A 23,084-nucleotide genomic window follows, 5' to 3' on the forward strand; every position below is an offset into this window, starting at 1 on the left:
ATCGTGACTAATTCGAGTGTGTTTGACAGTCTCGCCGGCTCCAAAACAGTGTCCAAGACGCTTTTCGACGCGGCCTCCAGCGCGCGTGCCCTTGTCCGCGCCCGAACCACAGAACGTGCCCGCGCCCGGGCAGAACACCAAAACCCTGCAATGATCCACGACTCCGGCTTTGCCCAGTCATGGCTGTTTACAGGCCCTCCCGGATCGGGACGTTCTGTGGCAGCCAAGGTTTTCGCCGCTACGCTCGTATGTTCGAATCCGGATGTTGTGGGCTGTGGACAATGCGAGGATTGCCGCGCCGCCATGGGAGGCAGCCACCCCGATATTGAACACATCGTCCCGCAGCAATTGTCTATCGGTGTTGATGCAGCTAGAGAGGTCATCAAAGCCGCAGCGGTCAGTCCTGTTGCAGGAAACTGGCGAGTCGTCATCTTCGAAAACGCCGACCGACTCACCATGCAAGCCGCCAACGCCTTGCTGAAAACCGTGGAGGAACCAACCGAAAGCACCGTGATGATTCTGTGCGCACCCACCACAGACCCCCGCGACATTGCGATCACCCTCCGCTCCCGCTGCAGGCACCTCTACATTCCCACCCCCTCCATCGCGGAAGTCGCACGAATCCTCGTAGCTGAAGGCAACGTCAGCCAAGCGGATGCAGAATTAGCGGCGGCTGCCTCAGGCGCTCACATCGGCAGGGCTCGATACTTAGCGCACAACAACGCCGCCCAACGCAGACGCGCCAGCATCCTCAACCTGGCCGAATTAATCTTCCACGGTGATGTCGCCTTCCGCTCCGTAAACACCTTGGTCAAAATGGTGGAAACCGAAGCCAAAGACAGCAACAAAGAAAAAGAAGAAGCCGAACTCGAAGCCGTAAGAATCTCACTCGGCATGGGGGCCAAAGGCAAAGGTGTCCACAAAGCAGTACGTGGAGGAGCGGGAGATTTCAAAGCACTCGAAGACCAACAAAAACTCCGACGCACCCGATTCCTCCGCGACAGCCTCGACCTCGCACTCGTCGACCTAGCCGGCATCTACCGCGATGCCATCATCATTTCCTCCCAAGCCCAAGTCGGACTCACACACCCCGATATGGAAGGCCTCTCCCAAGAACTCGCAACAAAAGTAAGCCAAGAAGGACTCCTGGCATGCCTCGACGCGATCTCCAAATGCCGCGAATCCTTCGGCTTCAATGTACGACCCATCGTGGCCATGGACGCCCTGGTAGGACGCCTGCGCAAAGCCTACAAAGTGTCCTAAACACCCCAAATTATTGAAGTCAAGAACACATCAGGTAAAGTAGCCAATCGGTAAATAGTGAAGTTAAATTTCTACAGTATTTCCGTGCCGCTTTAGCTCAGTCGGTAGAGCGTCTCACTCGTAATGAGAAGGTCGCGAGTTCGATTCTCGCAAGCGGCTCCACATAAACCCCAGGTCAAACAAGGTTTGAGCTGGGGTTTTCTGAATGGGTGGGCGGAGGCCGCGCAATTTTCGGGTTTTACTGCCTGGATTCCATTTACGATGGAACATTTTTGAAGAATACCTCGTTGAATCTAGTGCAAGTTCCAGCGAAAACCTTCCAAAACTGACCAAGTTTAAGAAGATTCGCTACCCTATGAATCAGTTGTAGGAGTAAGAGGGGAGTTAGAGATGAAGATCAGAAGTGCACGTGAAATCGCGGAGTGGTTCGTTGCCTGGGGAGATGAACTCGATGCTGAAGTCTCCCCTTTGAAATTGCAGAAGCTCCTTTATTACTCCCAGGGTGAGCATATAGCTGCAACAGGGCGAAAACTTTTCTCGGATAAGATTCTGGCGTGGCAGCACGGACCTGTCACTCCGGGCGTTTATTCAGATACAAAATCATACGGCCGAAACCCAATTGATCCTGATGAGTTTGTGTCAGATGAATTTAACTGGGATGACTACTCAGATGTGTCAGATGAGCTTGTAACCGTATGGCGAAAATACGGCATCTATTCGGCGTGGGCACTGAGGGAAAAAACTCACAGTGAATCGCCGTGGCTCGATGCCTGGGCACAAGGGCAAAATATTGAAATTACAGATGCTGCGCTGAAAGATTTCTTCTTGGTGCATTAGAAATTTGAAAAAGAAACGAAGGTATCGCGGCCAACCGCCAACAGATAAACCAAGCATTCCTCCATCAGGGCCACCACGAGATCCTGGTAATCCAAAAATTAGCTTTCGTCTTATTTAACCTCGTTGGGGAGTTGAAGAACTAAATGCAGATCAAGCTAGAGCGTTTCTACTGAAGTGGGAAAAACGTTCCTCAATGACGTGGAATGAAATTATGATGGCCCACAAGCATAGCCTAGGTTCGGAAACGCTACCAGCTAAAAGCATTATTCCCGACTTGCCGGAATGGATGGATTCTAGTGAGAAGTTACTAGTTTTAAGGCATGAAGGTCGCCTACCTCAAGTTGGTATCCGCATCGGAGATACGTTTGAAGTCATTTGGATTGAGCCTGAATTTAATGCTCTTTATTCGCATGATGGCAAGAACCGGCGGTAAGAGTAGAGATGATAGCAAACTGATGTTCGCCTTGCTTAGAGGACTTGAAAGTTTAGATTCGGTGTAGCTGAACAAGCACTTATGCACTTCCTGCAGGGCACCAGGTTAAGGCAGTCAGTCATTATTATCGAAAACCCACGACTAACAAAAGGCCTCCACCATGAAAACTGCTTCTGATCCGATTGACTGGAATCCGCAGCGCATCGCTGTTTCTGGCGTGAGTGGTGTGGGAAAAACGACGTTGTGCAAGCAAATCGCTGCACTTTCAGGATTCCCTCGGGTGGAGTTGGACAGCCTTTATCATGGGGAAAATTGGGTGCCGCGTGAGACTTTCGTTGCAGAGGTACAGGATTTCATCAAAGGTCCACAGTGGGTGATGGAGTTGCAGTATCGGCAGGTTCGTCCACTCATTGTGGAGCGGGCGGATACGGTGCTGTGGTTGGATTATTCGACACCGAGGCAGATGTTTCGGTTGATTAAGCGAACTATTCCGAGAAGTTTGTTTAAGACAAAGCTGTTTAATGACAATATCGAGCCGCCTCTGTGGACGATTTTTAAGGATCCTGACCATATTGTGCGGTGGGGTTGGCAGACTAGGAACTCGTTGAAGAAGGTCACGCCAACCTTCGAGGGACGGTTTGCTCCGCTGACAGTGGTGCGCCTGAGCAGCCCAAAAGAGACAAAGCGCTGGTTGAGGGCATATGGGGAAAGCGTGAAACTCTGATAGGGTGCCATATCCATGGCAGAAAGTTTTATAGAGGTCTCGGCGGGGCATGCGGATCGGCGGATAGATAAGTTTTTGCGGGCACAGCTAAAGGGCGTGCCCGCGTCGTTGATTTTCCGTCAAATGCGTAAAGGCGACATTCGGGTGAATGGTCGTAAAGTGGATCCGAATTACCGGTTGCAAGAAGGCGACCGAATTCGAATGTGGCAGATGGATTTGCTGGCAGATTTGCCGCCACCGGTCGTCGATAAGCATATTTTTAAGGCTGTCGCAGACAGCGTGCTTTTTGAGGACGCCGAATTACTGGTGATCAATAAGCCAGCTGGAATTCCTGTGCACGGTGGCACGGGGCACGGCGGTGGCGTGATTGAGGCGCTGCGGCAGAAGTTTCCGCAGGAACGCGACCTGGAATTGGTGCATCGTTTGGATCGGGACACCTCAGGTTTGTTGCTGGTTTCTAAAACGACATCTGTGTTGCGCGAGTTGCAGGAAATTTTGCGAGACCGCGAAGAGGAGATTTTTCGGGGGTATTTACTCAAGGTCGAGGGGGCTTGGCCTGGCGATTTGCGACAAATTGATGTGCCGTTGAAGCGGACGGAGACAACTGTTGTGCCACATTCGGATGGTTTGCGGGCGCGGACGTATTTTGAGGTTGTAAAGCGTTTGCCGGGTGCGACCTTGGTGAAGGCGCAGTTGGCGACCGGGCGGAAACATCAGATTCGGGTCCATGCGCAGTATGCGGGTCACCCTATTGTTGGCGATCCACGATACGGGTCGCGTGGGGGCAGAGCTGCGACGATGCATTTGCATGCGGCGGAATTGGTGGCGCCTCGTGGGGCGGGGAAGCGTCAGAAATTCACTGCACCGTTGCCGAAGGAGTGGGGTATGGGACGGGTCTGAGTCGGGCCTTCGTGGAATCGCACTTTTTAGGCCAAGAGGCGCTTTTCTGAGGGAGGTTTTGGTCTCTTTTGCACTTTTTAACGCGTCGAAAAGTGAAATAGAGACCAAGGACCGGATTTCTAAGGTCGCGTTTGGTTTAATACGGCATCTGGCCTGAAAGGACAGTGTGGAACCCAAAAATCATGCCCTCGCAGAATCGTGTTTAAAGGGTTAAAACGCCTCGACCCACACTCTGACCCATCCGTGAAACTAGACCTCTTAAAACGACTTCTGGTTGGTGAGGTGTGAAAACCGCACTGCGGGGCCCAATTCACAAAAATCCATACGAGTGTGCACACCCGATTTTCACATCGCTTCGAGACCTCCCTTTTTGACACCTTAATTGTCTAACCCCGTATAGGTGAGAAATGTTGGACAAGTGTCTGTTTTTTGTGGGGGAAATCTGACTACGATGGTAAGAAATAAGGAAAGAGATTACCATTATGTCTCAAGAGCGGCCTCAAATCGGCTCCCGCCTCTCTCGTGTCATTGAACAAGACGGCCTACAATTCCGCGATCTCGACGGCGACGGCGTACTTGCACCTTATGAAGATTGGCGTCTAACCCCAGCAGAGCGTGCCGCTGACCTGGTGAAACGTATGAATGTGGAAGAAAAAGCGGGCCTGATGATCATCGGTTCGCACTACCCCGGATACTCGCCTTTGGCGCCGGAGAGTGAAGGCAAAGACGCGGAAAAGTGCGAGCCTTTGCTGAACCCTGTCGATATGTGGCGTGAGGATAACCCGATCACGGGTGTTCCTTTCACCGAGCCTGTGCTGGCAACTTCTTCCACTGAAAATGCCATTAACCTGCGCAATCAGCGTTACTTAATTGTTCGTGACAACCTGCCAGCTCGTGGGCTTGCTACTTGGACCAATGCTGTTCAGGAAGTCGCGGAGCGATCCCGTTTGGGTATTCCTGTTGCGTTTGCGTCGAATCCTCGTAACCACGTCGCGCTCGTTGCGCAGTTCGGTGTGAACGAGTCCGCGGGTGTGTTCTCTGAGTGGCCTGGCGAGCTGGGTCTTGCTGCGCTTCGCGATGCTGAACTGATGGAGACTTTCGGTACCGAGGCTGCTAAAGAATGGCGTGCCGGTGGTGTGCACAAGCTGTACGGTTACATGGCTGACCTCGCTTCTGAGCCTCGTTGGTCCCGCTTCAACGGTACTTTTGGTGAGGATCCGGAGTTGATCTCTGATTACATCGCTGCTGTTGTGCGTGGTTTGCAGGGCCCTGAGCTGTCCAAGAATTCCGTGTCGACCACCATTAAGCACTTCCCAGGTGGCGGCGTGCGCCTCGACGGCCACGATCCTCACTTCCACTGGGGTCAGACCAATGAGTACCCAACCGAAGATGCGCTGGGCAAGTACCATCTGCCTCCTTTCCAGGCAGCTATCGACGCTGGCTGCGCCTCGATCATGCCTTACTACGCACGGCCAATGAACAACTCCGCCAACCAGCTCGATCAGCAGCTGTGGCAAAACCCGACCACGCAGTTCGAAGAGGTTGCGTTTGCCTACAACCGCACCTTCATTCAGGATTTGCTTCGCGACGCCATGGGCCACCGTGGGTACGTCAACTCCGACTCCGGCGTCATCGACGCCATGATGTGGGGCGTGGAGGAACTCAGCGAGCCAGAACGCTTCGCCGCAGCAGTGCGTGCAGGCACCGACATTTTCTCCGACATGGCTAACCCACGTCGACTGCTCGAAGCAGTTGCTGAGGGACACCTTGATGAGTCAGAGCTGAATCAGCCAGTCCAGCGACTCCTGGAGGAAATCTTCCAGCTTGGTCTGTTTGAGAACCCATATGTCTCTGAAGATGAAGCAGAAAAGATCATTGGTGCGCCAGAGGTTTCTGCATTGGGCAACAAAGCACAGCTTGATTCCGTCACCTTGCTGCGTAACAACCCCATCCGTGCTGCCACTGGATCCTGCAGCAAGCCTGAAGATCTACCCATTGGTTACTGGCCGTACCAAGATCGACGAGGTTCAACTACAGCTGGAAGCAGCCATTCGCGCAGAACTCCCAGGGGTAACCTTGGTGTCTTCCGAGTCAGAAGCAGATCTTGCAATCGTGTGGGCTCGCCCTGAAATTGCACTGTTTGAAGATGACCTCGAAGGTGTTTCCCTCTCTGTTGACCCTCGTGCCAATGGTGTCGATGTGGAACGCGTTCAGGCTGTGGAAGCTGCAGTCCCAACCATCTTGGCTGTGAACTTCACCAACCCTTGGGTGCTGTCTGAGATCGAGCCTGGTGCCGCTGCCGTGGTGGGCACTTTTGAGATCAAGCCAGAGTTCCTTCTCAAGGCTTTGACTGGTCAAGAGGGAGGACCAAAGGGCAAGCTGCCATTGACTGTTCCTGCTTCCATGCAGGCGATTGCTGATTCCCCTCGCGATATCCCAGGCAAGTTCCTCGATGAGTCTTACACCTACGTGGACTCCGCAGGGATGGCCTACAAGTACGGTCACGGACTTAATTTCTAGATTGTAGGTAGTCTCGTGGGCACAACTGAAATCTTATTGAAAAGGAGTGTCCATGAGCACTGTAGTGCCTGGAATTGTCGCACTGTCCAAGGGTGCACCGGTAGAAAAAGTAAACGTTGTTGTCCCTGATCCAGGTGCTAACGATGTCATCGTCAAGATTCAGGCCTGCGGTGTGTGCCACACCGACTTGGCCTACCGCGATGGCGATATTTCAGATGAGTTCCCTTACCTCCTCGGCCACGAGGCAGCAGGCATTGTTGAGGAGGTAGGCGAGTCCGTCACCCACGTTGAGGTCGGCGATTTCGTCATCTTGAACTGGCGTGCAGTGTGCGGCGAGTGCCGTGCATGTAAGAAGGGCGAGCCAAAGTACTGCTTTAACACCCACAACGCCTCTAAGAAGATGACCCTGGAAGACGGCACCGAGCTGTCCCCAGCACTGGGTATTGGCGCGTTCTTGGAAAAGACCCTGGTCCACGAAGGCCAGTGCACCAAGGTTAACCCTGAGGAAGATCCAGCAGCAGCTGGCCTTCTGGGTTGTGGCATCATGGCAGGCCTTGGCGCTGCGGTGAACACCGGTGATATTAAGCGTGGCGAGTCCGTAGCAGTCTTCGGCCTTGGTGGCGTGGGCATGGCAGCTATTGCTGGCGCCAAGATTGCTGGCGCTTCCAAGATCATTGCTGTTGATATCGATGAGAAGAAGCTGGAGTGGGCGAAGGAATTCGGCGCAACCCACACCATTAATTCCTCTGGTCTTGGTGGCGAAGGTGATGCCTCTGAGGTCGTGGCAAAGGTTCGTGAGCTCACCGATGGTTTCGGCACCGATGTCTCCATCGATGCGGTAGGCATCATGCCGACCTGGCAGCAGGCGTTTTACTCCCGTGACCATGCAGGCCGCATGGTGATGGTGGGCGTTCCAAACCTGACGTCTCGCGTAGATGTTCCTGCGATTGATTTTTACGGTCGCGGTGGATCCGTGCGCCCTGCATGGTACGGCGACTGCCTGCCTGAGCGTGATTTCCCAACTTATGTGGATCTGCACCTGCAGGGTCGTTTCCCACTGGATAAGTTTGTTTCTGAGCGTATTGGTCTTGATGATGTTGAAGAGGCTTTCAACACCATGAAGGCTGGCGACGTGCTGCGTTCTGTGGTGGAGATCTAAATGGCTCACGACGGATTGCGCGTAGAAAACATTGTCACCTCAGGCATCTTTGCCCTTGATGGTGGCGAATGGGAAGTCGACAACAACATCTGGGTTGTGGGAAATGATGATGAGGTTTTCATCATCGATGCGGCACACACTGCAGCACCCATCATCGAGGCTGTCGGTGGACGTGCTGTGAAGGGCATTTTGTGCACCCACGCACACAATGACCACATCACTGTCGCACCAGAGCTATCCAAGGAATTTGATGCACCAATCTTCGTGCACCCAGGTGACCAAATGCTGTGGGAGGAAACCCACGGAAACCTGACCCACGAGGATTTGGCAGATCAGCAGAAGTTCCAAATCGCTGGAACTGAACTGATCGTGCTTAATACCCCTGGACACTCACCTGGATCCAGCTGCTTCTACCTCCCTGAAGCAAACGAGCTCTTCTCTGGAGACACTTTGTTCCAGGGTGGGCCGGGAGCAACTGGCCGTAAGTACAGCTCCTTTGACACCATCATTGAGTCCCTCAAGACCTCAATTTTGGATCTACCAGCGGAAACCACCGTGCGCACTGGCCATGGTGATCACACCAGTGTGGGGGCTGAGGCTCCACACTTGGAGGAATGGATTAAACGCGGGCACTAAGCCCCGAACGATTAGTAGGCTTGGGCACCATGGATCTTAAACTTGGTGGCCAAGTCATACTTGTTGTTGGCGGTGCAGGAACTATTGGTTCTGAAGTTGTAAAACTCTTAACTGAAGAAGGCGCAACCGCGGTAGCGGCGTCGAGAAGCACGCCCTTATCTATTGACGCTTCGGATGAAGCGTCCGTCCGTGCGGGCATTGATCAGGTGATCGCAGAACATGGTCGCCTGGATGGGCTGGTTGTTTCTTCTGCACCCGCTGCGCAAACGCTCAGCGCGGAGACAGCAGATGATCCGGACACTGTGTTGGCTGCTATTGAAGGCAAAGCCATCACGTTTATGAAGGCTGCAACCGTGGCGCTCGAGAAGATGCGTGAGGCTGGACATGGGCGCATCGTTGCACTTTCCGGCATGAACTCATACAAAACATTGAGTACTACTGCGTCGGCGCGAAATGCTGCGCTGAATGTCGTGGTGAAAAATTTGGCGGATCGTCACGCGGGCACCGGAATTACAGTAAATGCGATTAGCCCGGGATTCGTGGTAGCTGAGCCAGACGCTGAGGTAAACCGCGCAAATGGTGACACCACGGTGGAGGAGGTCGCGGAGGCGATCGCGTTTTTGTTGTCGCCGCGCACCGCATCAATTTCTGGAGAGATTATTTCGGTGGGACATAAGGCGAAGGGCATCATCCTTCCTTAGCTCGCGTGAGCTTCCCAAGCGTAAGCACCCCCGTGTGAGGGCATAACGGCCGTTCTGTTAAAGATTGGTCTGGCCATTTCCTCCATATGGGGGTGTCCGCGCTTAACATGTCTGACATGGTGGCGAACAAACGGGCACAGCGTAAAGTCTGGCTAGCGGTAGCTTTATCGGTCTTTACGGTCGCGTGGGGTGGCAATGAATTCACTCCCTTGCTGGTGTTTTACCGAGGTGAAGGGTTCTTTAGCAACCTGTTCATCGACCTTTTGCTGGTGTTTTATGCCATCGGAGTAGCGGTAGGTTTGCTGGCAGCTGGTCCTTTATCTGACCGCTATGGCCGACGTGCCGTCATGTTGCCTGCGCCATTGATCGCGATCTTGGGTTCCGCGTTGATTGCCTCGGGTGAAGAAACCGCCATCCTGATTGCCATTGGTCGAGTGCTGTCGGGAATTTCGGTGGGCATGGTGATGACAGCGGGAGGTTCCTGGATTAAGGAGCTTTCATCGTCGCGGTTTGAGCCAGGGGTGAAAACCAGTGCTGGTGCAAAACGCGCATCGATGTCTTTGACCGGTGGTTTTGCGCTCGGCCCAGCGCTTGCTGGTGTGATGGCACAGTGGCTGCCACTACCTGGACAGTTGGCATATGTTTTGCACATTATTCTCACTCTGATTTTGTTCCCGTTGCTTATTACAGCGCCGGAAACTCGTCAATCAGCGCACCTGAAAACTAAGGGATCATTCTGGTCAGATGTGCTTGTGCCATCTGCACTAGACAAGCGATTCTTGTTTGTGGTTGCTCCAATTGGACCGTGGGTTTTCGGTGCGGCCTTCACTGCCTACGCAGTTTTGCCGTCGCAGCTGCGTGACATGGTTTCTGCACCCGTTGCGTATTCTGCGCTGATCGCTTTGGTTACCTTAGGTTCTGGATTTGGTATCCAACAATTCGGTCCTCAAATCATGGGCACCTCTAAAACTCGCGGGCCGATTTTGGCCATGTTCGTCACAGTCATCGGCATGATCGGCGCGGTGATCGTGGTGATGAACCCTCATCCATGGTGGGCGCTAGTTGTCTGCATGGCCCTCGGTCTGTCTTATGGCCTGTGTATGTTCATGGGGTTGGCGGAAACTCAAAACATTGCTCCACCTATTGATATGGCAGGCCTGACGGGTATTTTCTACTGCCTGACGTACGTAGGTATGGTCTTTCCAGCCTTGATGACCTGGTTGAATCAATGGCTCAGTTACCCGTTCATGCTGGGCTTTGGTGCGGTGATGGCAACTATTTGTCTGATCATTGTGAGTTTTAGTGCACGCCGATTCTGAGAAACAACTAAAGTGAGCCACATGCGCACAGTAGTTACCGGCGGTGCCGGCTTCATCGGATCCCATCTCGTTGACCTTTTGATCAAGGAAGGCCACGAGGTCGTTGTGATCGATAACCTCTCCCGCGGACGCCTGGAGAATCTCTCCGATGCGGAAGCCACCGGAAAACTCACCTTTGTGGAAGCCGATCTTCTCGACGTTGATTTCAACGAGTTTCTAGGAACCCACAAGCCTGAGGTTATTTTCCACCTGGCAGCGCAAATCGATGTGCGCCACTCTGTTGTAGATCCTCTTCACGACGCCGAAACCAACATTTTGTCCACCATCCGCATCGCTGACGCTGCCCGCCAGCACGGTGTTCGCAAGGTTGTCTTTACCTCCTCAGGCGGTTCCATTTACGGTGAGCCTTCGGAATTCCCAGTTGATGAAACCGTGCCAGTGGATCCACATTCCCCTTATGCGGCATCCAAGGTGTCCGGTGAAATTTACCTGAACACCTTCCGCCACCTGTACGGCTTAGACTGTTCTCACATCGCACCGGCAAATGTTTACGGCCCACGCCAAGATCCACACGGTGAAGCAGGAGTTGTGGCCATTTTCGCGCTGCGACTTCTGGGAGGCCTGGACACCAAGGTATTCGGCGACGGCGGAAACACCCGCGACTACGTCTACGTCGGTGACGTAGTTCGTGCTTTCTACCTGGCTTCTGGGGAAATCGGTGGGGGAGAGCGCTTCAACATTGGCACCTCTGTGGAAACCTCTGACCGCCAGCTGCACACCCTCGTGGCCACTGCGGCAGGTTCCAAAGATGATCCTGAATATGCACCTGCACGTCTCGGCGATGTGCCACGCAGTGCACTCAGCTTCGGCAAGGCCAAAGAGGTGCTTGGTTGGGAGCCTGAGGTGAACATCGAACAAGGTGTGGCCAAGACTGTGGAGTACTTCCGCACTCACTAGGGGAAAATCCACCACAAATCGCTCTGATCAGTGGAAACGTGGTGGGTTTTTGCATTTTCCGCACTCAAAAACGCAAGGATCCACCACAGATCTCAAGATACTTCAGGGATGTGGTGGATCCTTGCCCTGGAAGCTCACAGCTACCCCGAAGGGATTGATGGGGCGCGCTGACGGGGAAAATTCGTCCCCGTCACGCGATAAAAGGCCGATTTTGGTCGAAAATTTGCGCTAATTCCGGGCTATTATGCAAAAACCCGTTCGATTTAGGGACTCCTGGGCGATTTGGGGCGAAAAGTTGATCAGCAAACCTGCTGCAAATCTGCAGGAATCACACCTGCAACACCAGCCCCAAAATGGACCCCCTCTAAAACCGTCTCTAAGCGCTCAAACGGTCCCGACCTATACAAACACTCATTCGATACAATTCAAGCCCTTAAATTGCCTCCAGAGGCCAAGCGCTTTCCTAAGCGGGGTCAGAACCCTGGGAATCCTCCGGCAGCACCACATTTTGCAAAGCGACAGCGCGGGCCAGCTTGGAATAACGCAGCTCTTGTTCACGGAAACGCACATAACTGGACAGCGTGGTGAACATAAATGCCACAACCAGGGCGTAAAGCATTAGGTCGGTGCCGCGGTCCACGCCCACAAAGTTGGCTAGTTGGGTGAGGTCATCGGGGCGGAGCACTGCCCATACTGCGGCGAAAATGAATACTACGAAGCCGATTTTCACCCATGCTTTGGCGCGGGCTTTGCGGCGGTTTCGGAGGAAATATAGTGCCAGTGCTGCGGTTGCCAGGAGAAGCAGTATCTGGATGATGATTTGGGTGGTGGTCTGCGTCATGGGAGTCTCCTCGCTAGGAAGCCGTCGGCCAGGATGTTTACGCCGTTGAGCAGGGATTGCCCCTTGCTCATGGAGTATTCGGTGTAGAGGATGTCTACGGGTTCTTCTGAAATGCGCCAGCCGCGTTCATCGATTTGGTCGACGATTTCGGATGCATGCGACATGCCGTTCATGCGGATGTTCATTTCCTGCGCCACTTTTTGGTTGAATACGCGCAGGCCGTTGTGGGCGTCGGTGAGCCCAAGTCGGCGGGTTTTCGGTGACAGCAGGACCACGGTGCGCAGCACAAGGCGCTTGATTAGTGGCACCTGGTCATCGGCTTGGCGTGGGCGTCCAAAACGCGTGCCGACGATAATGTCCACGTCCTCGGCACGCAGTCGCTCCACCATGCGGATAACGTCTTTCACTTGGTGTTGGCCGTCGGCGTCGAAAGTTACAAAGTATTTTGCACCGGGTTGCTTGCGGGCGTATTCGATGCCGGTTTGGATCGCGGCACCTTGTCCGAGGTTCACGGGGTGGTTGACCAGGTGTGCGCCGGCCGCATGGATTTCTTCCGCGGAGTTGTCCGGGGAGCCATCGTTGACCGCAACAATATTAGGGAATGTTTTGAGTGCGTTCTCTAAAACTTCCCGGATAACTGTTGCCTCGTTATAACAAGGTACGACTAGCCAGGTGTCTTTAAAGTCGCTGTTTTTTGATGCATCCATGATAGGAATAGAGCCTAGTGCATGATGGCTGATTTTCCTGTTAGGTGCCACCGACCCCAGTGATGATAACTTGATTGTCATGAAATCCATTGATCTTGAGCAGCTGGCGGGCACGCAATCGCGCACGTATCAATCGCGAAAGATCACCGATGAGATGGTCGCCCGGCCGGTGCATGTGGCGATCGCGTTGTGGGAAGTGCCGTGGGAGTCGGCAAAATCCGGCAAGATTGAGGGTTGGGTCATTGCCGTGGATTCGCCGCGTGGGCGGTTTGTGCGCAGCGGGCAGACCAAAAATGGCGACGCCGTCAACCGGACTGTGTCGATGCTGAAATCAGCGTTGAAAGGGGTCCGCGGGAAGGCGTGGATTGTAACTGGGCGTCGACAAGCAGCTTTACGCGCAGCCCTGGTGCGCGAAAACTACCTGGTCACCGGAAGCTTCGCCGAGCAAAATAGGGCCGGCGTGAAGGCGTCGGCGATCTCGCGCCGCGCCGAACAATCCGCGCTCTACAAGGCGAAAAAAATCGGCGAATTCGCCGAGCGCGCCCCACGCGTCAAAGAGCGGCAAGAGGCACATTGGTGGCCACGGTTGTCACGCACGCAAGGCACCGCAGGCGTTTTACGCTTAGCGACGGACGCCTCTACCGATGGGGTCTTCCGCGGCGCCATGTGCTTCGTAGCCTCAAACGGCGACTACCTCCTGGAGACCCAAGACACCACCGCAAGCTCCGACGAATTAGAACTCGAAAGCATCACCCACGCCCTGATCTACCTCAAAACCATCGGCGCGACCCAAGCCATCATCGAATCCGACAGCAAAGCCGCACTTGAAGCCATCGACTTCATCCTCAACAACCGACCGCGCCGGGGCAGGTGGCGCGGCATCACCGCATGCGCCCGCAACCGGTTCCGGGATGCCTGGGAAGCGCTTATCGACGACTGCGTTGTGGAATTATCCCGCGTACTAGGGCACGCCGGGGATCCACTGAACCAAGCAGCCGACCAAATCGCATACATGGGCATGCGCGCCGTAATTTTTGAACAAAAATCCGCACACCCCACATTGCTCAAAGGAATTGACAAGGCGCTTCGCAAGGCCGAGTAAGGTGGGCAACGAGTCGGTGAGAGTATGAGGAATATTTGATGAGCAACAAACGCATCGGTGTAGTGATCGTTTCCTACGGACACGAACAAGATGTTGCCAACCTGGTAGACACATTTGCAGATCAGCTGAAAACTGGTGACCGCGTAGTTGTCGTGGACAACCGCAAACCTTGGGTGTTAAAAGACGCCGTGGGGGAGCGCCTGGAAAAACACGGCGCAGAGATCATCAACCACGACAACGGTGGTTTCGCCGCTGGCTGCAACGTGGGCGCAGCGCACATCGTGGATGACGTTGACCTGCTGTTCTTCCTCAACCCCGACACAGTGATCGACGATCCCACCCTGTTCAATTCGCTGAGACGCGTCGATGAACAGTGGGCAGCATTCATGCCGTACCTGCTGCTTCCTGACAGCACCATTAACTCCGCAGGCAACGCCCTGCATATTTCCGGACTGTCGTGGGTGACTGGTCTGGATGAAAAACCAGTTGAAGGCTCATCTGAAGTTACCGATATTTCCATTGCCTCTGGCGCCTGCCTTGCCGTGCGCGTGGACTGGTGGAAACGCCTCGGTGGCATGGAAGAACTGTATTTCATGTACCACGAAGACACTGACTTCTCCGCCCGCTTGCTGCTGGCCGGCGGTCGAATTGGTCTCCTGCATTCCGCGTATGTCACCCACCATTACGACTACGCCAAGGGTGACTACAAGTGGATTTACATCGAACGAAACCGACACGTTTTGCTGCTCAGCGTGCTGCCGCTTCCATTGCTGTTCGTGCTGATCCCGCAGATCCTCGGTGTGAACCTGGGACTGTGGGCGATTGCCGCAAAGGAAAAGAGGGTCGGACTCAAGGTGAAGTCCCTTCGCCTCCTGATCCGCGATCTACCAGCGATTTTCAAACTGCGTAGGAGCACGCAGGAGCTTGCCGAACTCACACCATCGCAATATCTGGCAAAAATGGAATGGCGCCTAGACAATCCCAACCTAGGCAACATTGGATCCAACAAGATTGTTGCGACTGGATATAAGACCTATTACAAGTTGTGTATGAGTATCCTGAAATTGCTCGCTTAACACCCCATAAAGAGGGTGAAGATTTAAGTTCAGGTGCGATCTGGGTGAACAGTACATAAATATCATCTTTCGCTAATGGAAAGCCCCAGCTCACCGAATTCTCCATTCGTTTTAATTGCTTCGTTAATTAAAACGCCATATAAAAACCGGCGCATTGCCGGTATTTTTCCAGGAGAATTTAATGAAGAGGCTTTCCCGTGCAGCCCTCGCAGTGGTCGCCACCACCGCAGTTAGCTTCAGCGCACTCGCAGTTCCAGCTTTCGCAGACGAAGCAAGCAATGTTGAGCTCAACATCCTCGGTGTCACCGACTTCCACGGACACATCGAGCAGAAGGCTGTTAAAGATGATAAGGGAGTAATCACCGGTTACTCAGAAATGGGTGCCAGTGGCGTTGCCTGCTACGTCGACGCTGAACGCGCGGACAACCCAAACACCCGCTTCATCACCGTTGGTGACAACATTGGTGGATCCCCATTCGTGTCCTCCATCCTGAAGGATGAGCCAACCTTGCAAGCCCTCAGCGCCATCGGTGTTGACGCATCCGCACTGGGCAATCACGAATTCGACCAGGGCTACTCAGACCTGGTGAACCGCGTTTCCCTCGACGGCTCCGGCAGCGCAAAGTTCCCATACCTCGGCGCAAACGTTGAAGGTGGCACCCCAGCACCTGCAAAGTCTGAAATCATCGAGATGGACGGCGTCAAGATCGCTTACGTCGGCGCAGTAACCGAGGAGACCGCAACCTTGGTCTCCCCAGCAGGCATCGAAGGCATCACCTTCACCGGCGACATCGACGCTATCAACGCAGAAGCAGATCGCGTCATTGAGGCAGGCGAAGCAGACGTAGTCATCGCATTGATCCACGCTGAAGCCGCTCCAACCGATCTATTCTCCAACAACGTTGACGTTGTATTCTCCGGACACACCCACTTCGACTACGTTGCTGAAGGCGAAGCACGTGGCGACAAGCAGCCACTCGTTGTCATCCAGGGCCACGAATACGGCAAGGTCATCTCCGACGTGGAGATCTCCTACGACCGCGAAGCAGGCAAGATCACCAACATTGAGGCGAAGAATGTCTCTGCTACTGACGTTGTGGAAAACTGTGAGACTCCAAACACAGCAGTCGACGCAATCGTTGCAGCTGCTGTTGAGGCCGCTGAAGAAGCAGGTAATGAAGTTGTTGCAACCATTGACAACGGCTTCTACCGTGGGGCGGATGAAGAGGGTACGACCGGCTCCAACCGTGGTGTTGAGTCTTCCCTGAGCAACCTCATCGCAGAAGCTGGACTGTGGGCAGTCAACGACGCGACCATCCTGAACGCTGACATCGGCATCATGAACGCAGGCGGCGTGCGTGCGGACCTCGAAGCAGGCGAAGTTACCTTCGCAGATGCATACGCAACCCAGAACTTCTCCAACACCTACGGCGTACGTGAAGTGTCTGGTGCGCAGTTCAAAGAAGCACTGGAACAGCAGTGGAAGGAAACCGGCGACCGCCCACGTCTGGCATTGGGACTGTCCAGCAACGTCCAGTACTCCTACGACGAGACCCGCGAATACGGCGACCGCATCACCCACATCACCTTCAACGGTGAGCCAATGGATATGAAGGAGACCTACCGCGTCACAGGATCATCCTTCCTGCTCGCAGGTGGCGACTCCTTCACTGCATTCGCTGAAGGCGGCCCAATCGCTGAAACCGGCATGGTTGACATTGACCTGTTCAACAACTACATCGCAGCTCACCCAGATGCACCAATTCGTGCAAATCAGAGCTCAGTAGGCATCGCCCTTTCCGGCCCGGCAGTTGCAGAAGACGGAACTTTGGTCCCTGGTGAAGAGCTGACCGTCGATCTTTCTTCCCTCTCCTACACCGGACCTGAAGCTAAGCCAACCACCGTTGAGGTGACCGTTGGTACTGAGAAGAAGACTGCGGACGTCGATAACACCATCGTTCCTCAGTTTGACAGCACCGGCAAGGCAACTGTCACCCTGACTGTTCCTGAGGGAGCTACCTCTGTCAAGATCGCAACTGACAATGGCACTACCTTTGAACTGCCAGTAACCGTAAACGGTGAAGGCAACAATGATGACGATGATGATAAGGAGCAGCAGTCCTCCGGATCCTCCGACGCCGGTTCCCTTGTAGCAGTTCTCGGTGTTCTTGGAGCACTCGGTGGCCTGGTGGCGTTCTTCCTGAACTCTGCGCAGGGCGCACCATTCTTGGCTCAGCTTCAGGCTATGTTTGCGCAGTTCATGTAATAACTTGTAGTAAATAAATCGGGCCTTCCCAAAAGATTCTTTCTTGGGAAAGGCCCGATTTTGGTATTTGAGGTCTTTTAGTGGAGTGTCTTAGACATTTGTCGCAACACTGACTAACTGGCGGTCGTATTTGTCAGTTGTCGCACTTTCAAGCATGACCCACGCAGCATCTTCATATGAGGTGTACATTCCGGTTTCTCGATTTACTCGAACAACACGATTCTCAAGCTTACTGCGTGCCCCTTGAGCATCCATAAGGGAAGTGACGGGAAACTGTCTTTAAGCCCTGAACGTAAGAGATCAACGATGCTAGTGGACAGTCTTTAGATGCCTTTCATCGCATAGATTATTAAAATGCAATTACCAGCCAGATTTGGTTGATGAAGTCACTGTTGTTCGGGGAATATTTCAGCGATAAGTCTCTGTTGTTCTTCTTGTTGTTTTTGTAAGGCTTTCCAAGCGGTACTATTTTGGGCTGTTTTAATGTCCGCAGTGAGACGGTTGGATTTGTCTACTATTTTCATGAATTCTTTAAATTTTATACCTCCTGCAATGAAAGCTGCGACTACAAGTATGAGTCCAAGCACAGCTCGTGTGCCGTCGTCAAAGATAAAGCTGATTGCGTAGGCTAGTAGGGCGACTGCGATGATGTAAATTCCCAGTATGAGAGCTATTTTCTTGCGCACTACTTTTCGGTCTTGCATCAAGCTGTAAATGTGGGGATCGATGGGGGTTTCCATGATGGCTCCTTGGAGGATTGGTTTCCTTGTTTATTGCTTTATGTATTTGCTGCCGTCTCGTGGGTTGTGAAAGTTCAAATATCGATTGAGCACGCGGTCCCATGTGACAATTTTCTGTTTCTGGATTGGTATATGCAATCGGGGGTCATCCCCACTTGCGCGGGGAGGATCCTTGGCTGAAAGCTGGCCGACCCATTCAAAAGGGACCATCCCCACCTGGGTGGGGAGAACGCGTCCCCGACGTTTTTAACAAGCTTGTTGACGGGATCATCCCCACCTGGGTGGGGAGAATGCTAATTAACCAGCAGAAATGTTGAATCCAAAGGCTATTTTACATCACTTAGATTTTGAATCAGAGTGGTACTAATTTCTGAGAAATATAAATGGTTCCAAATTCTTGTATTGAATAATTGAAACCCAAAAGCGGTGCCGGAGGAACCGACACCGCTTAAAAGTAACTCTCCAAAGCCAGGGATAAAGTCTGAACTTCAGTAAACCTAAACCGCCTCAACCTCAGCAAACGAAGCAGTATCAATGACAACGCGGAACTGAACGTCGCCGGCAACAACACGGTCGTAGGCTGCATCAACATCGTTGACGCCGACAGTTTCGATCATCGCACCGAGGCCGTGTTTTGCACAGAAGTCGAGCATTTCCTGGGTTTCAGGGATGCCGCCAATGTTGGATCCGGTGAGGACTTTTCCGCCGCCGATGAGCGCACCGAAGCTCAGTGGCTGCTTCTCTGGTGGCAGACCGACAACAGCCATGACACCGTGTGGCTTGAGAAGGCTCAGGTACTTGTCGACTGGGATGGATGCGCTAATGGTGTTGAGGATGAAGTCGAATTCACCGGCGTGTTCGGTGAAGAAATCCTCATCAGAAGTCGCAAGCGTGCGAGCTGCGCCGAGTTCCTTGGCAAGTTCTGCCTTGCGCAGGGAACGGGACAGAACGGTAACCTCAGCACCCTTGGCTGCAGCGATCTGGACACCCATGTGTCCGAGTCCGCCGAGGCCCATGACTGCTACTTTGTCGCCTTCTTTAACGTTCCAGCGAGCGATTGGGGAGTAGGTGGTGATGCCTGCGCACAGCAGTGGTGCTGCGACATCGAAGTTAAGTTCCTCTGGGATGCTGCACAGGAAACGTTCGTTGACCACTACCTTTTCAGCGTAGCCGCCTTGGGTGATGGTGCCGTCGACGTCGTTAGAGTTGTAGGTTCCGACGTTTCCGCGAAGGCAGTTGTTTTCAAATCCTGCGACGCACTGTTCGCATTCGCCGCAGGAGTTAACGAGGCAGCCGACGCCCACGCGGTCGCCGACTTTCCATTTGGTTACATCGGATCCAACCGCAGAGACAACGCCTGCGATTTCGTGGCCGACGGTGAGCGGGAAGTGCGCCTCGCCCCATTCGTTGCGGATGGTGTGGATATCGCTGTGGCAGATGCCCGCAGCTTTGATATCAATAACCACATCATCTGCGCGTGGGTCACGGCGTTCAATGATCTTGACCTCGAAAGGTGCTTCTGGGCCGGACTTTTGTAGTGCTTTTACTGAGATACTCACCCCAGTTAGCCTACCGAAAAATCAAAAGCGCCTACGAGCGCTTCTCGACGCACCCCTCCACAACCACACCGTAAATTACAAAGCTCTCAGCAGGTAGTTTCCGTAGCCTGATTTCTTCAGTTCCTCACCAAGCACTGTGAGTTCTTCAGCTGTGATGAAACCTTCGCGGTACGCAGCGACTTCGGGGGATCCGATGATGTTGCCGGTACGTTTTTGCAGGACCTCAACATAGGAAGACGCCTCGGACATGGAATCGATTGTGCCGGTATCTAACCAGACATCGCCACGGTCCAGGCGCTGCACAGTTAAAGCACCTTGCTGGAGGTAGGCATCGTTAACGGAGGTGATTTCCAGTTCGCCACGCGAGGAAGGCTTGATTGACTTGGCGATGTCCACCACGCGATTGTCGTAGAAATATAGTCCTACCACGGCAAAGTTGGATTTTGGCGCGGTGGGCTTTTCTTCAATAGACACCGCCTTATTAGCAGCATCAAATTCCACCACGCCATAACGCTCAGGATCGGAGACCTCATAAGCAAAGACAATGCCACCGTCGGGGTTGGAGCACTGCTTTAGTGCGTGGCCAAGTTGTGCGCCGTCGAAGATGTTATCGCCAAGCACCAACGCGACGTCGTCGTCACCGATGAATTCCTCGCCGATGATGAATGCTTGGGCTAGTCCGTCGGGGGAGGGTTGGACGGCGTAGGTGAGGTTGATGCCCCAGGAGGAGCCGTCGCCAAGCAAGCGTTCAAAGGAGGCGCTGTCTTCAGGGGTGGTGATAATCAGGATGTCTTTGATGCCGGCCTGAATGAGCGTGGTCAGTGGGTAGTAGACCATGGGTTTGTCGTAAATCGGCATCAGTTGCTTGGAGATGCCCTTGGTGATGGGGTAGAGCCGGGTGCCGGAGCCACCTGCGAGGATGATGCCTTTCACTTTGAGAGTTCCTTGAGGTAGTCGTTGAGGCGGGTCTGCCAGGTCGGTGCGCTAAATCCGGTGGCTTCGATTTTGCCGAGATCCAAAACGGAGTTCAGTGGGCGGGGCGCTGCGTCTTTGTTGGCGAAGTACTCGGCGGTGCTCACGCCGGTAACTTTGGTGGGGTCGGAAAATACTGCGCGGGCAACATCGGCCCAGCTTGCGGGTTCGCCGGTGTTGGTGAGGTTGTAGGTGCCATATGCTGCACCCACTTCCAAAAGGTGCGCGATGCCGGCTGCGATGTCTTCGGTGAAGGATAGGCGGCCGATTTGATCATCAACTACTGATGGTGCGATGCCGCGTTCGTCGAGGGATTTCATGGTGCGGACAAAATTATTGCCATCGCCAATCACCCAGCTGGTGCGCACAATGTAGTGGCGCGGTGCGGTGGTGGCTGCGATGTCGCCGGCTGCTTTGGATTGGCCGTACACGCCGAGTGGGGAAAACGGTGCGTTTTCATCGTAGGATTCGGCCGCACCGTCGAAGACATAATCTGAGGACACGTGCACGAGGGTGAGGTTGTTGTCGCGCGCGATGGTCGCGAGGTTAGCCACTGCCGCTGCGTTGATGTCCCACGCTGCTGCGCGGTCGTGTTCTGCCTGGTCAACGGCAGTGTAGGCGGCGGCGTTTATGATGGTGGAGTATTGTTTCCACGCGCGAGCCTCGGTGAGATCTGAGGTGATATCGAGTTCTTGGCGCGTGACAAATTCCGCGTCTGGGAACTGCGCGCGTAGCGCGGTTCCCAGTTGTCCGCCGGCGCCGACCACGAGAACCTTGCGGGCGGGCAGGGGGGTGGCGTCGATAAGCGCTGGATGTTTTTTATCTTTTTCGGAGATCTCGGTGATGGGCAGCGGCCAGTCGATCATGTTGAGGTTGACGTTGGCGTAATGCGCGTCGGGGGACCAATGATCGTTGACGAGGTAGGTGTACAGCGTGCCGTCCTCGAGCGCCTGGAAGCCGTTTGCCACACCACGCGGGACGTAAACTCCCACGTCAGGGGTAATTTTTTGCGTTACGACGTTACCGTACGTGCTCGAGCCCGCGCGCAGATCCACCCAAGCTCCGAAAACGGAACCCACCGCGACGGACACAAATTTATCCCACGGCTCAGCGTGCATGCCGCGAGTCGTGCCGGCGGTGGCGTTGAAACTCATGTTGTTTTGGACGGGGCCAAAATCGGGCAGCCCCAGGTTGGTCATCTTGGTGCGCTGCCAATTTTCCTTGAACCAGCCGCGGTTGTCGCCGTGGACGGGGAAATCGAAAACCAGTAGGCCTTCGATGTCGGTGGTGTGGGAGGTGAGTTGTTTACCGTATTCCATTATTGTCCCTGCTTAGCGTAGGTAGCTTCGACGTTGTTCTTGGCAGGGCGCCACCAGGCCTCGTTTTCGCGGTACCAATCGATGGTCTGCTCTAGGCCTTTGCGCATGCCGGAATCAACGTCGGTGTATTTAGGTGCCCAGCCGAGCTCGGTGCGCAGCTTGGTGGAATCCATGGCGTAACGCATATCGTGGCCGGGGCGGTCTGCGACGTGCTCGTATGCGTTTTTGTCGAGGCCCATGAGTTCACAAATAAGCTCGATGACCTGCTTGTTATTCACATGATCGTTGTCGGCGCCGATGATGTAGGTTTCGCCGATCTTGCCCTTACTCAGGATCAGGTGGACGGCGTCATTGTGATCATCGACGTGGATCCAGTCGCGGACCTGCTCGCCGGTTCCATAAAGTTTTGGTGTCAGGCCGGCCAGAATATTGGTGATCTGGCGGGGGATGAACTTTTCAATGTGCTGGTAGGGACCGTAATTGTTGGAGCAGTTAGACATGGTTGCCTGGATTCCGAAGGAGCGGATCCATGCGTGTACCAAGTGATCAGACCCTGCCTTGGTTGCAGAATATGGAGACGATGGCTTGTAGGCGGTGGTTTCAGTGAAGCGGTTTGGATCATCCAGCTCTAGATCGCCGAAGACTTCATCGGTGGAGATGTGGTGGAAGCGTTTGTTGTGCTTGCGGACTGCTTCTAGCAGGACAAAGGTGCCGATGAGGTTAGTGTGAACAAACGGGGAGGGGTCGTTGAGGGAGTTGTCGTTGTGGGATTCTGCTGCGAAGTGGACTGTGATGTCGTGGTCTTTGACCAGGGAGTCGACTAATTCAGCATCGCAGATATCGCCTTCGATGAGGGTTACTTTGCTGTCGGGGAGGCCTTTGAGATTGTCGGCGTTTCCTGCGTAGGTGAGTTTATCCAGCACCGTGATGTGGGTGTATTCAGGGTGCTGCTCTACGGTTTGGCGGACGAAGTTGGCGCCGATAAATCCGGCACCTCCGGTCACAAGCAAAGAAGTCATGCCGTCTACCTTAGTTCGTCCGGGCGAGCTGGCA

At 54.0% G+C, this 23,084-nt stretch carries 20 protein-coding genes, 1 tRNA gene and 1 pseudogene; 15 read left to right on the forward strand and 7 right to left on the reverse strand.

Features of this window, described 5'->3' with window-relative positions:
- Positions 1-3: 3 nt before the first annotated feature.
- The 12 genes and pseudogenes from CGL_RS01630 (at position 4) to CGL_RS01685 (ending at position 11,449) form a co-directional block, all read left to right on the forward strand.
- On the forward strand, positions 4-1,263 hold the full coding sequence (locus tag CGL_RS01630) for a DNA polymerase III subunit delta' (RefSeq protein ID WP_011013555.1): 1,260 nt from the start codon (positions 4-6) through the stop codon (positions 1,261-1,263).
- Positions 1,264-1,349: 86 nt separating this feature from the next.
- A tRNA-Thr gene (locus CGL_RS01635) sits at positions 1,350-1,425 on the forward strand.
- 228 nt (positions 1,426-1,653) lie between these two features.
- Complete coding sequence (locus CGL_RS01640; protein WP_011013556.1) at positions 1,654-2,100, forward strand: Panacea domain-containing protein; 447 nt, start codon at positions 1,654-1,656, stop codon at positions 2,098-2,100.
- A 193-nt stretch (positions 2,101-2,293) separates the two neighbouring features.
- Positions 2,294-2,533, forward strand: a complete 240-nt coding sequence (locus CGL_RS01645) for a hypothetical protein (RefSeq protein WP_011265526.1) — start codon at positions 2,294-2,296, stop codon at positions 2,531-2,533.
- A 160-nt stretch (positions 2,534-2,693) separates the two neighbouring features.
- Positions 2,694-3,257, forward strand: a complete 564-nt coding sequence (locus CGL_RS01650) for an adenylate kinase (RefSeq protein ID WP_011013557.1) — start codon at positions 2,694-2,696, stop codon at positions 3,255-3,257.
- Positions 3,258-3,272: 15 nt separating this feature from the next.
- Positions 3,273-4,157: an RluA family pseudouridine synthase gene (locus CGL_RS01655; protein ID WP_011013558.1), complete on the forward strand. Its 885-nt coding sequence runs from the start codon at positions 3,273-3,275 to the stop codon at positions 4,155-4,157.
- Positions 4,158-4,639: 482 nt separating this feature from the next.
- A pseudogene (locus CGL_RS01660) lies at positions 4,640-6,677 on the forward strand (glycoside hydrolase family 3 protein).
- 52 nt (positions 6,678-6,729) lie between these two features.
- Positions 6,730-7,836 carry an S-(hydroxymethyl)mycothiol dehydrogenase gene (locus CGL_RS01665; RefSeq protein WP_003863269.1) on the forward strand — a complete coding sequence of 369 codons (1,107 nt, stop codon included), beginning with the start codon at positions 6,730-6,732 and terminating at the stop codon, positions 7,834-7,836.
- Positions 7,837-8,472, forward strand: a complete 636-nt coding sequence (locus tag CGL_RS01670) for an MBL fold metallo-hydrolase (protein ID WP_011013561.1) — start codon at positions 7,837-7,839, stop codon at positions 8,470-8,472.
- Positions 8,473-8,501: 29 nt separating this feature from the next.
- Positions 8,502-9,173, forward strand: coding sequence for an SDR family NAD(P)-dependent oxidoreductase (locus CGL_RS01675; protein ID WP_011013562.1), 672 nt, complete (start codon positions 8,502-8,504; stop codon positions 9,171-9,173).
- An 86-nt stretch (positions 9,174-9,259) separates the two neighbouring features.
- Positions 9,260-10,492, forward strand: coding sequence for an MFS transporter (locus CGL_RS01680; protein ID WP_011013563.1), 1,233 nt, complete (start codon positions 9,260-9,262; stop codon positions 10,490-10,492).
- A gap of 21 nt (positions 10,493-10,513) precedes the next feature.
- Positions 10,514-11,449, forward strand: coding sequence for a GDP-mannose 4,6-dehydratase (locus CGL_RS01685; protein ID WP_011013564.1), 936 nt, complete (start codon positions 10,514-10,516; stop codon positions 11,447-11,449).
- 463 nt (positions 11,450-11,912) lie between these two features.
- Here the strand turns inward: CGL_RS01685 and CGL_RS01690 are convergent, their stop codons facing one another.
- Together CGL_RS01690 and CGL_RS01695 are read right to left on the reverse strand one after the other, a co-directional pair.
- Entirely contained in the window at positions 11,913-12,290 is a 378-nt protein-coding gene (locus CGL_RS01690) for a DUF2304 domain-containing protein (protein WP_011013565.1), read from the reverse strand.
- Positions 12,287-12,997, reverse strand: coding sequence for a glycosyltransferase family 2 protein (locus CGL_RS01695; protein ID WP_011013566.1), 711 nt, complete (start codon positions 12,995-12,997; stop codon positions 12,287-12,289). The genes CGL_RS01690 and CGL_RS01695 overlap by 4 nt, the downstream gene beginning before the upstream one ends.
- A 79-nt stretch (positions 12,998-13,076) precedes the next feature.
- Between CGL_RS01695 and CGL_RS01700 the strand changes: the two genes are divergently transcribed.
- The 3 genes from CGL_RS01700 to CGL_RS01710 all read left to right on the forward strand — a co-directional run bounded on the left by CGL_RS01700 (position 13,077) and on the right by CGL_RS01710 (position 17,441).
- Positions 13,077-14,099, forward strand: coding sequence for a ribonuclease HI (locus tag CGL_RS01700; RefSeq protein WP_011013567.1), 1,023 nt, complete (start codon positions 13,077-13,079; stop codon positions 14,097-14,099).
- Between the two features lie 38 nt (positions 14,100-14,137).
- A complete protein-coding gene (locus tag CGL_RS01705; RefSeq protein ID WP_011013568.1) occupies positions 14,138-15,175 on the forward strand; it encodes a glycosyltransferase family 2 protein in 1,038 nt (345 codons plus the stop codon).
- A 181-nt stretch (positions 15,176-15,356) separates the two neighbouring features.
- Positions 15,357-17,441: a bifunctional metallophosphatase/5'-nucleotidase gene (locus tag CGL_RS01710; protein WP_011013569.1), complete on the forward strand. Its 2,085-nt coding sequence runs from the start codon at positions 15,357-15,359 to the stop codon at positions 17,439-17,441.
- Positions 17,442-17,827: 386 nt separating this feature from the next.
- On the opposite strand, the gene CGL_RS01720 is transcribed toward CGL_RS01710, so the two are convergent.
- The 5 genes from CGL_RS01720 to rfbB all read right to left on the reverse strand — a co-directional run bounded on the left by CGL_RS01720 (position 17,828) and on the right by rfbB (position 23,050).
- Positions 17,828-18,181, reverse strand: a complete 354-nt coding sequence (locus tag CGL_RS01720; RefSeq protein WP_011013570.1) for a hypothetical protein — start codon at positions 18,179-18,181, stop codon at positions 17,828-17,830.
- A gap of 497 nt (positions 18,182-18,678) precedes the next feature.
- Positions 18,679-19,740, reverse strand: a complete 1,062-nt coding sequence (gene fudC, locus CGL_RS01725; protein WP_011013571.1) for a furfural detoxificationalcohol dehydrogenase FudC — start codon at positions 19,738-19,740, stop codon at positions 18,679-18,681.
- A 75-nt stretch (positions 19,741-19,815) separates the two neighbouring features.
- Positions 19,816-20,673, reverse strand: coding sequence for a glucose-1-phosphate thymidylyltransferase RfbA (rfbA, locus tag CGL_RS01730; protein ID WP_011013572.1), 858 nt, complete (start codon positions 20,671-20,673; stop codon positions 19,816-19,818).
- The gene (locus CGL_RS01735; protein ID WP_011013573.1) at positions 20,670-22,031 is read right to left on the reverse strand and encodes a sugar nucleotide-binding protein; all 1,362 of its coding nucleotides are present in this window, start codon (positions 22,029-22,031) and stop codon (positions 20,670-20,672) included. The genes rfbA and CGL_RS01735 overlap by 4 nt, the downstream gene beginning before the upstream one ends.
- Complete coding sequence (gene rfbB / locus CGL_RS01740) at positions 22,031-23,050, reverse strand: dTDP-glucose 4,6-dehydratase (protein WP_011013574.1); 1,020 nt, start codon at positions 23,048-23,050, stop codon at positions 22,031-22,033. The genes CGL_RS01735 and rfbB overlap by 1 nt, the downstream gene beginning before the upstream one ends.
- Positions 23,051-23,084 lie beyond the last annotated feature (34 nt).

Origin of the sequence: Corynebacterium glutamicum ATCC 13032, assembly GCF_000011325.1 — a bacterium.
Classification (GTDB): domain Bacteria; phylum Actinomycetota; class Actinomycetes; order Mycobacteriales; family Mycobacteriaceae; genus Corynebacterium; species Corynebacterium glutamicum.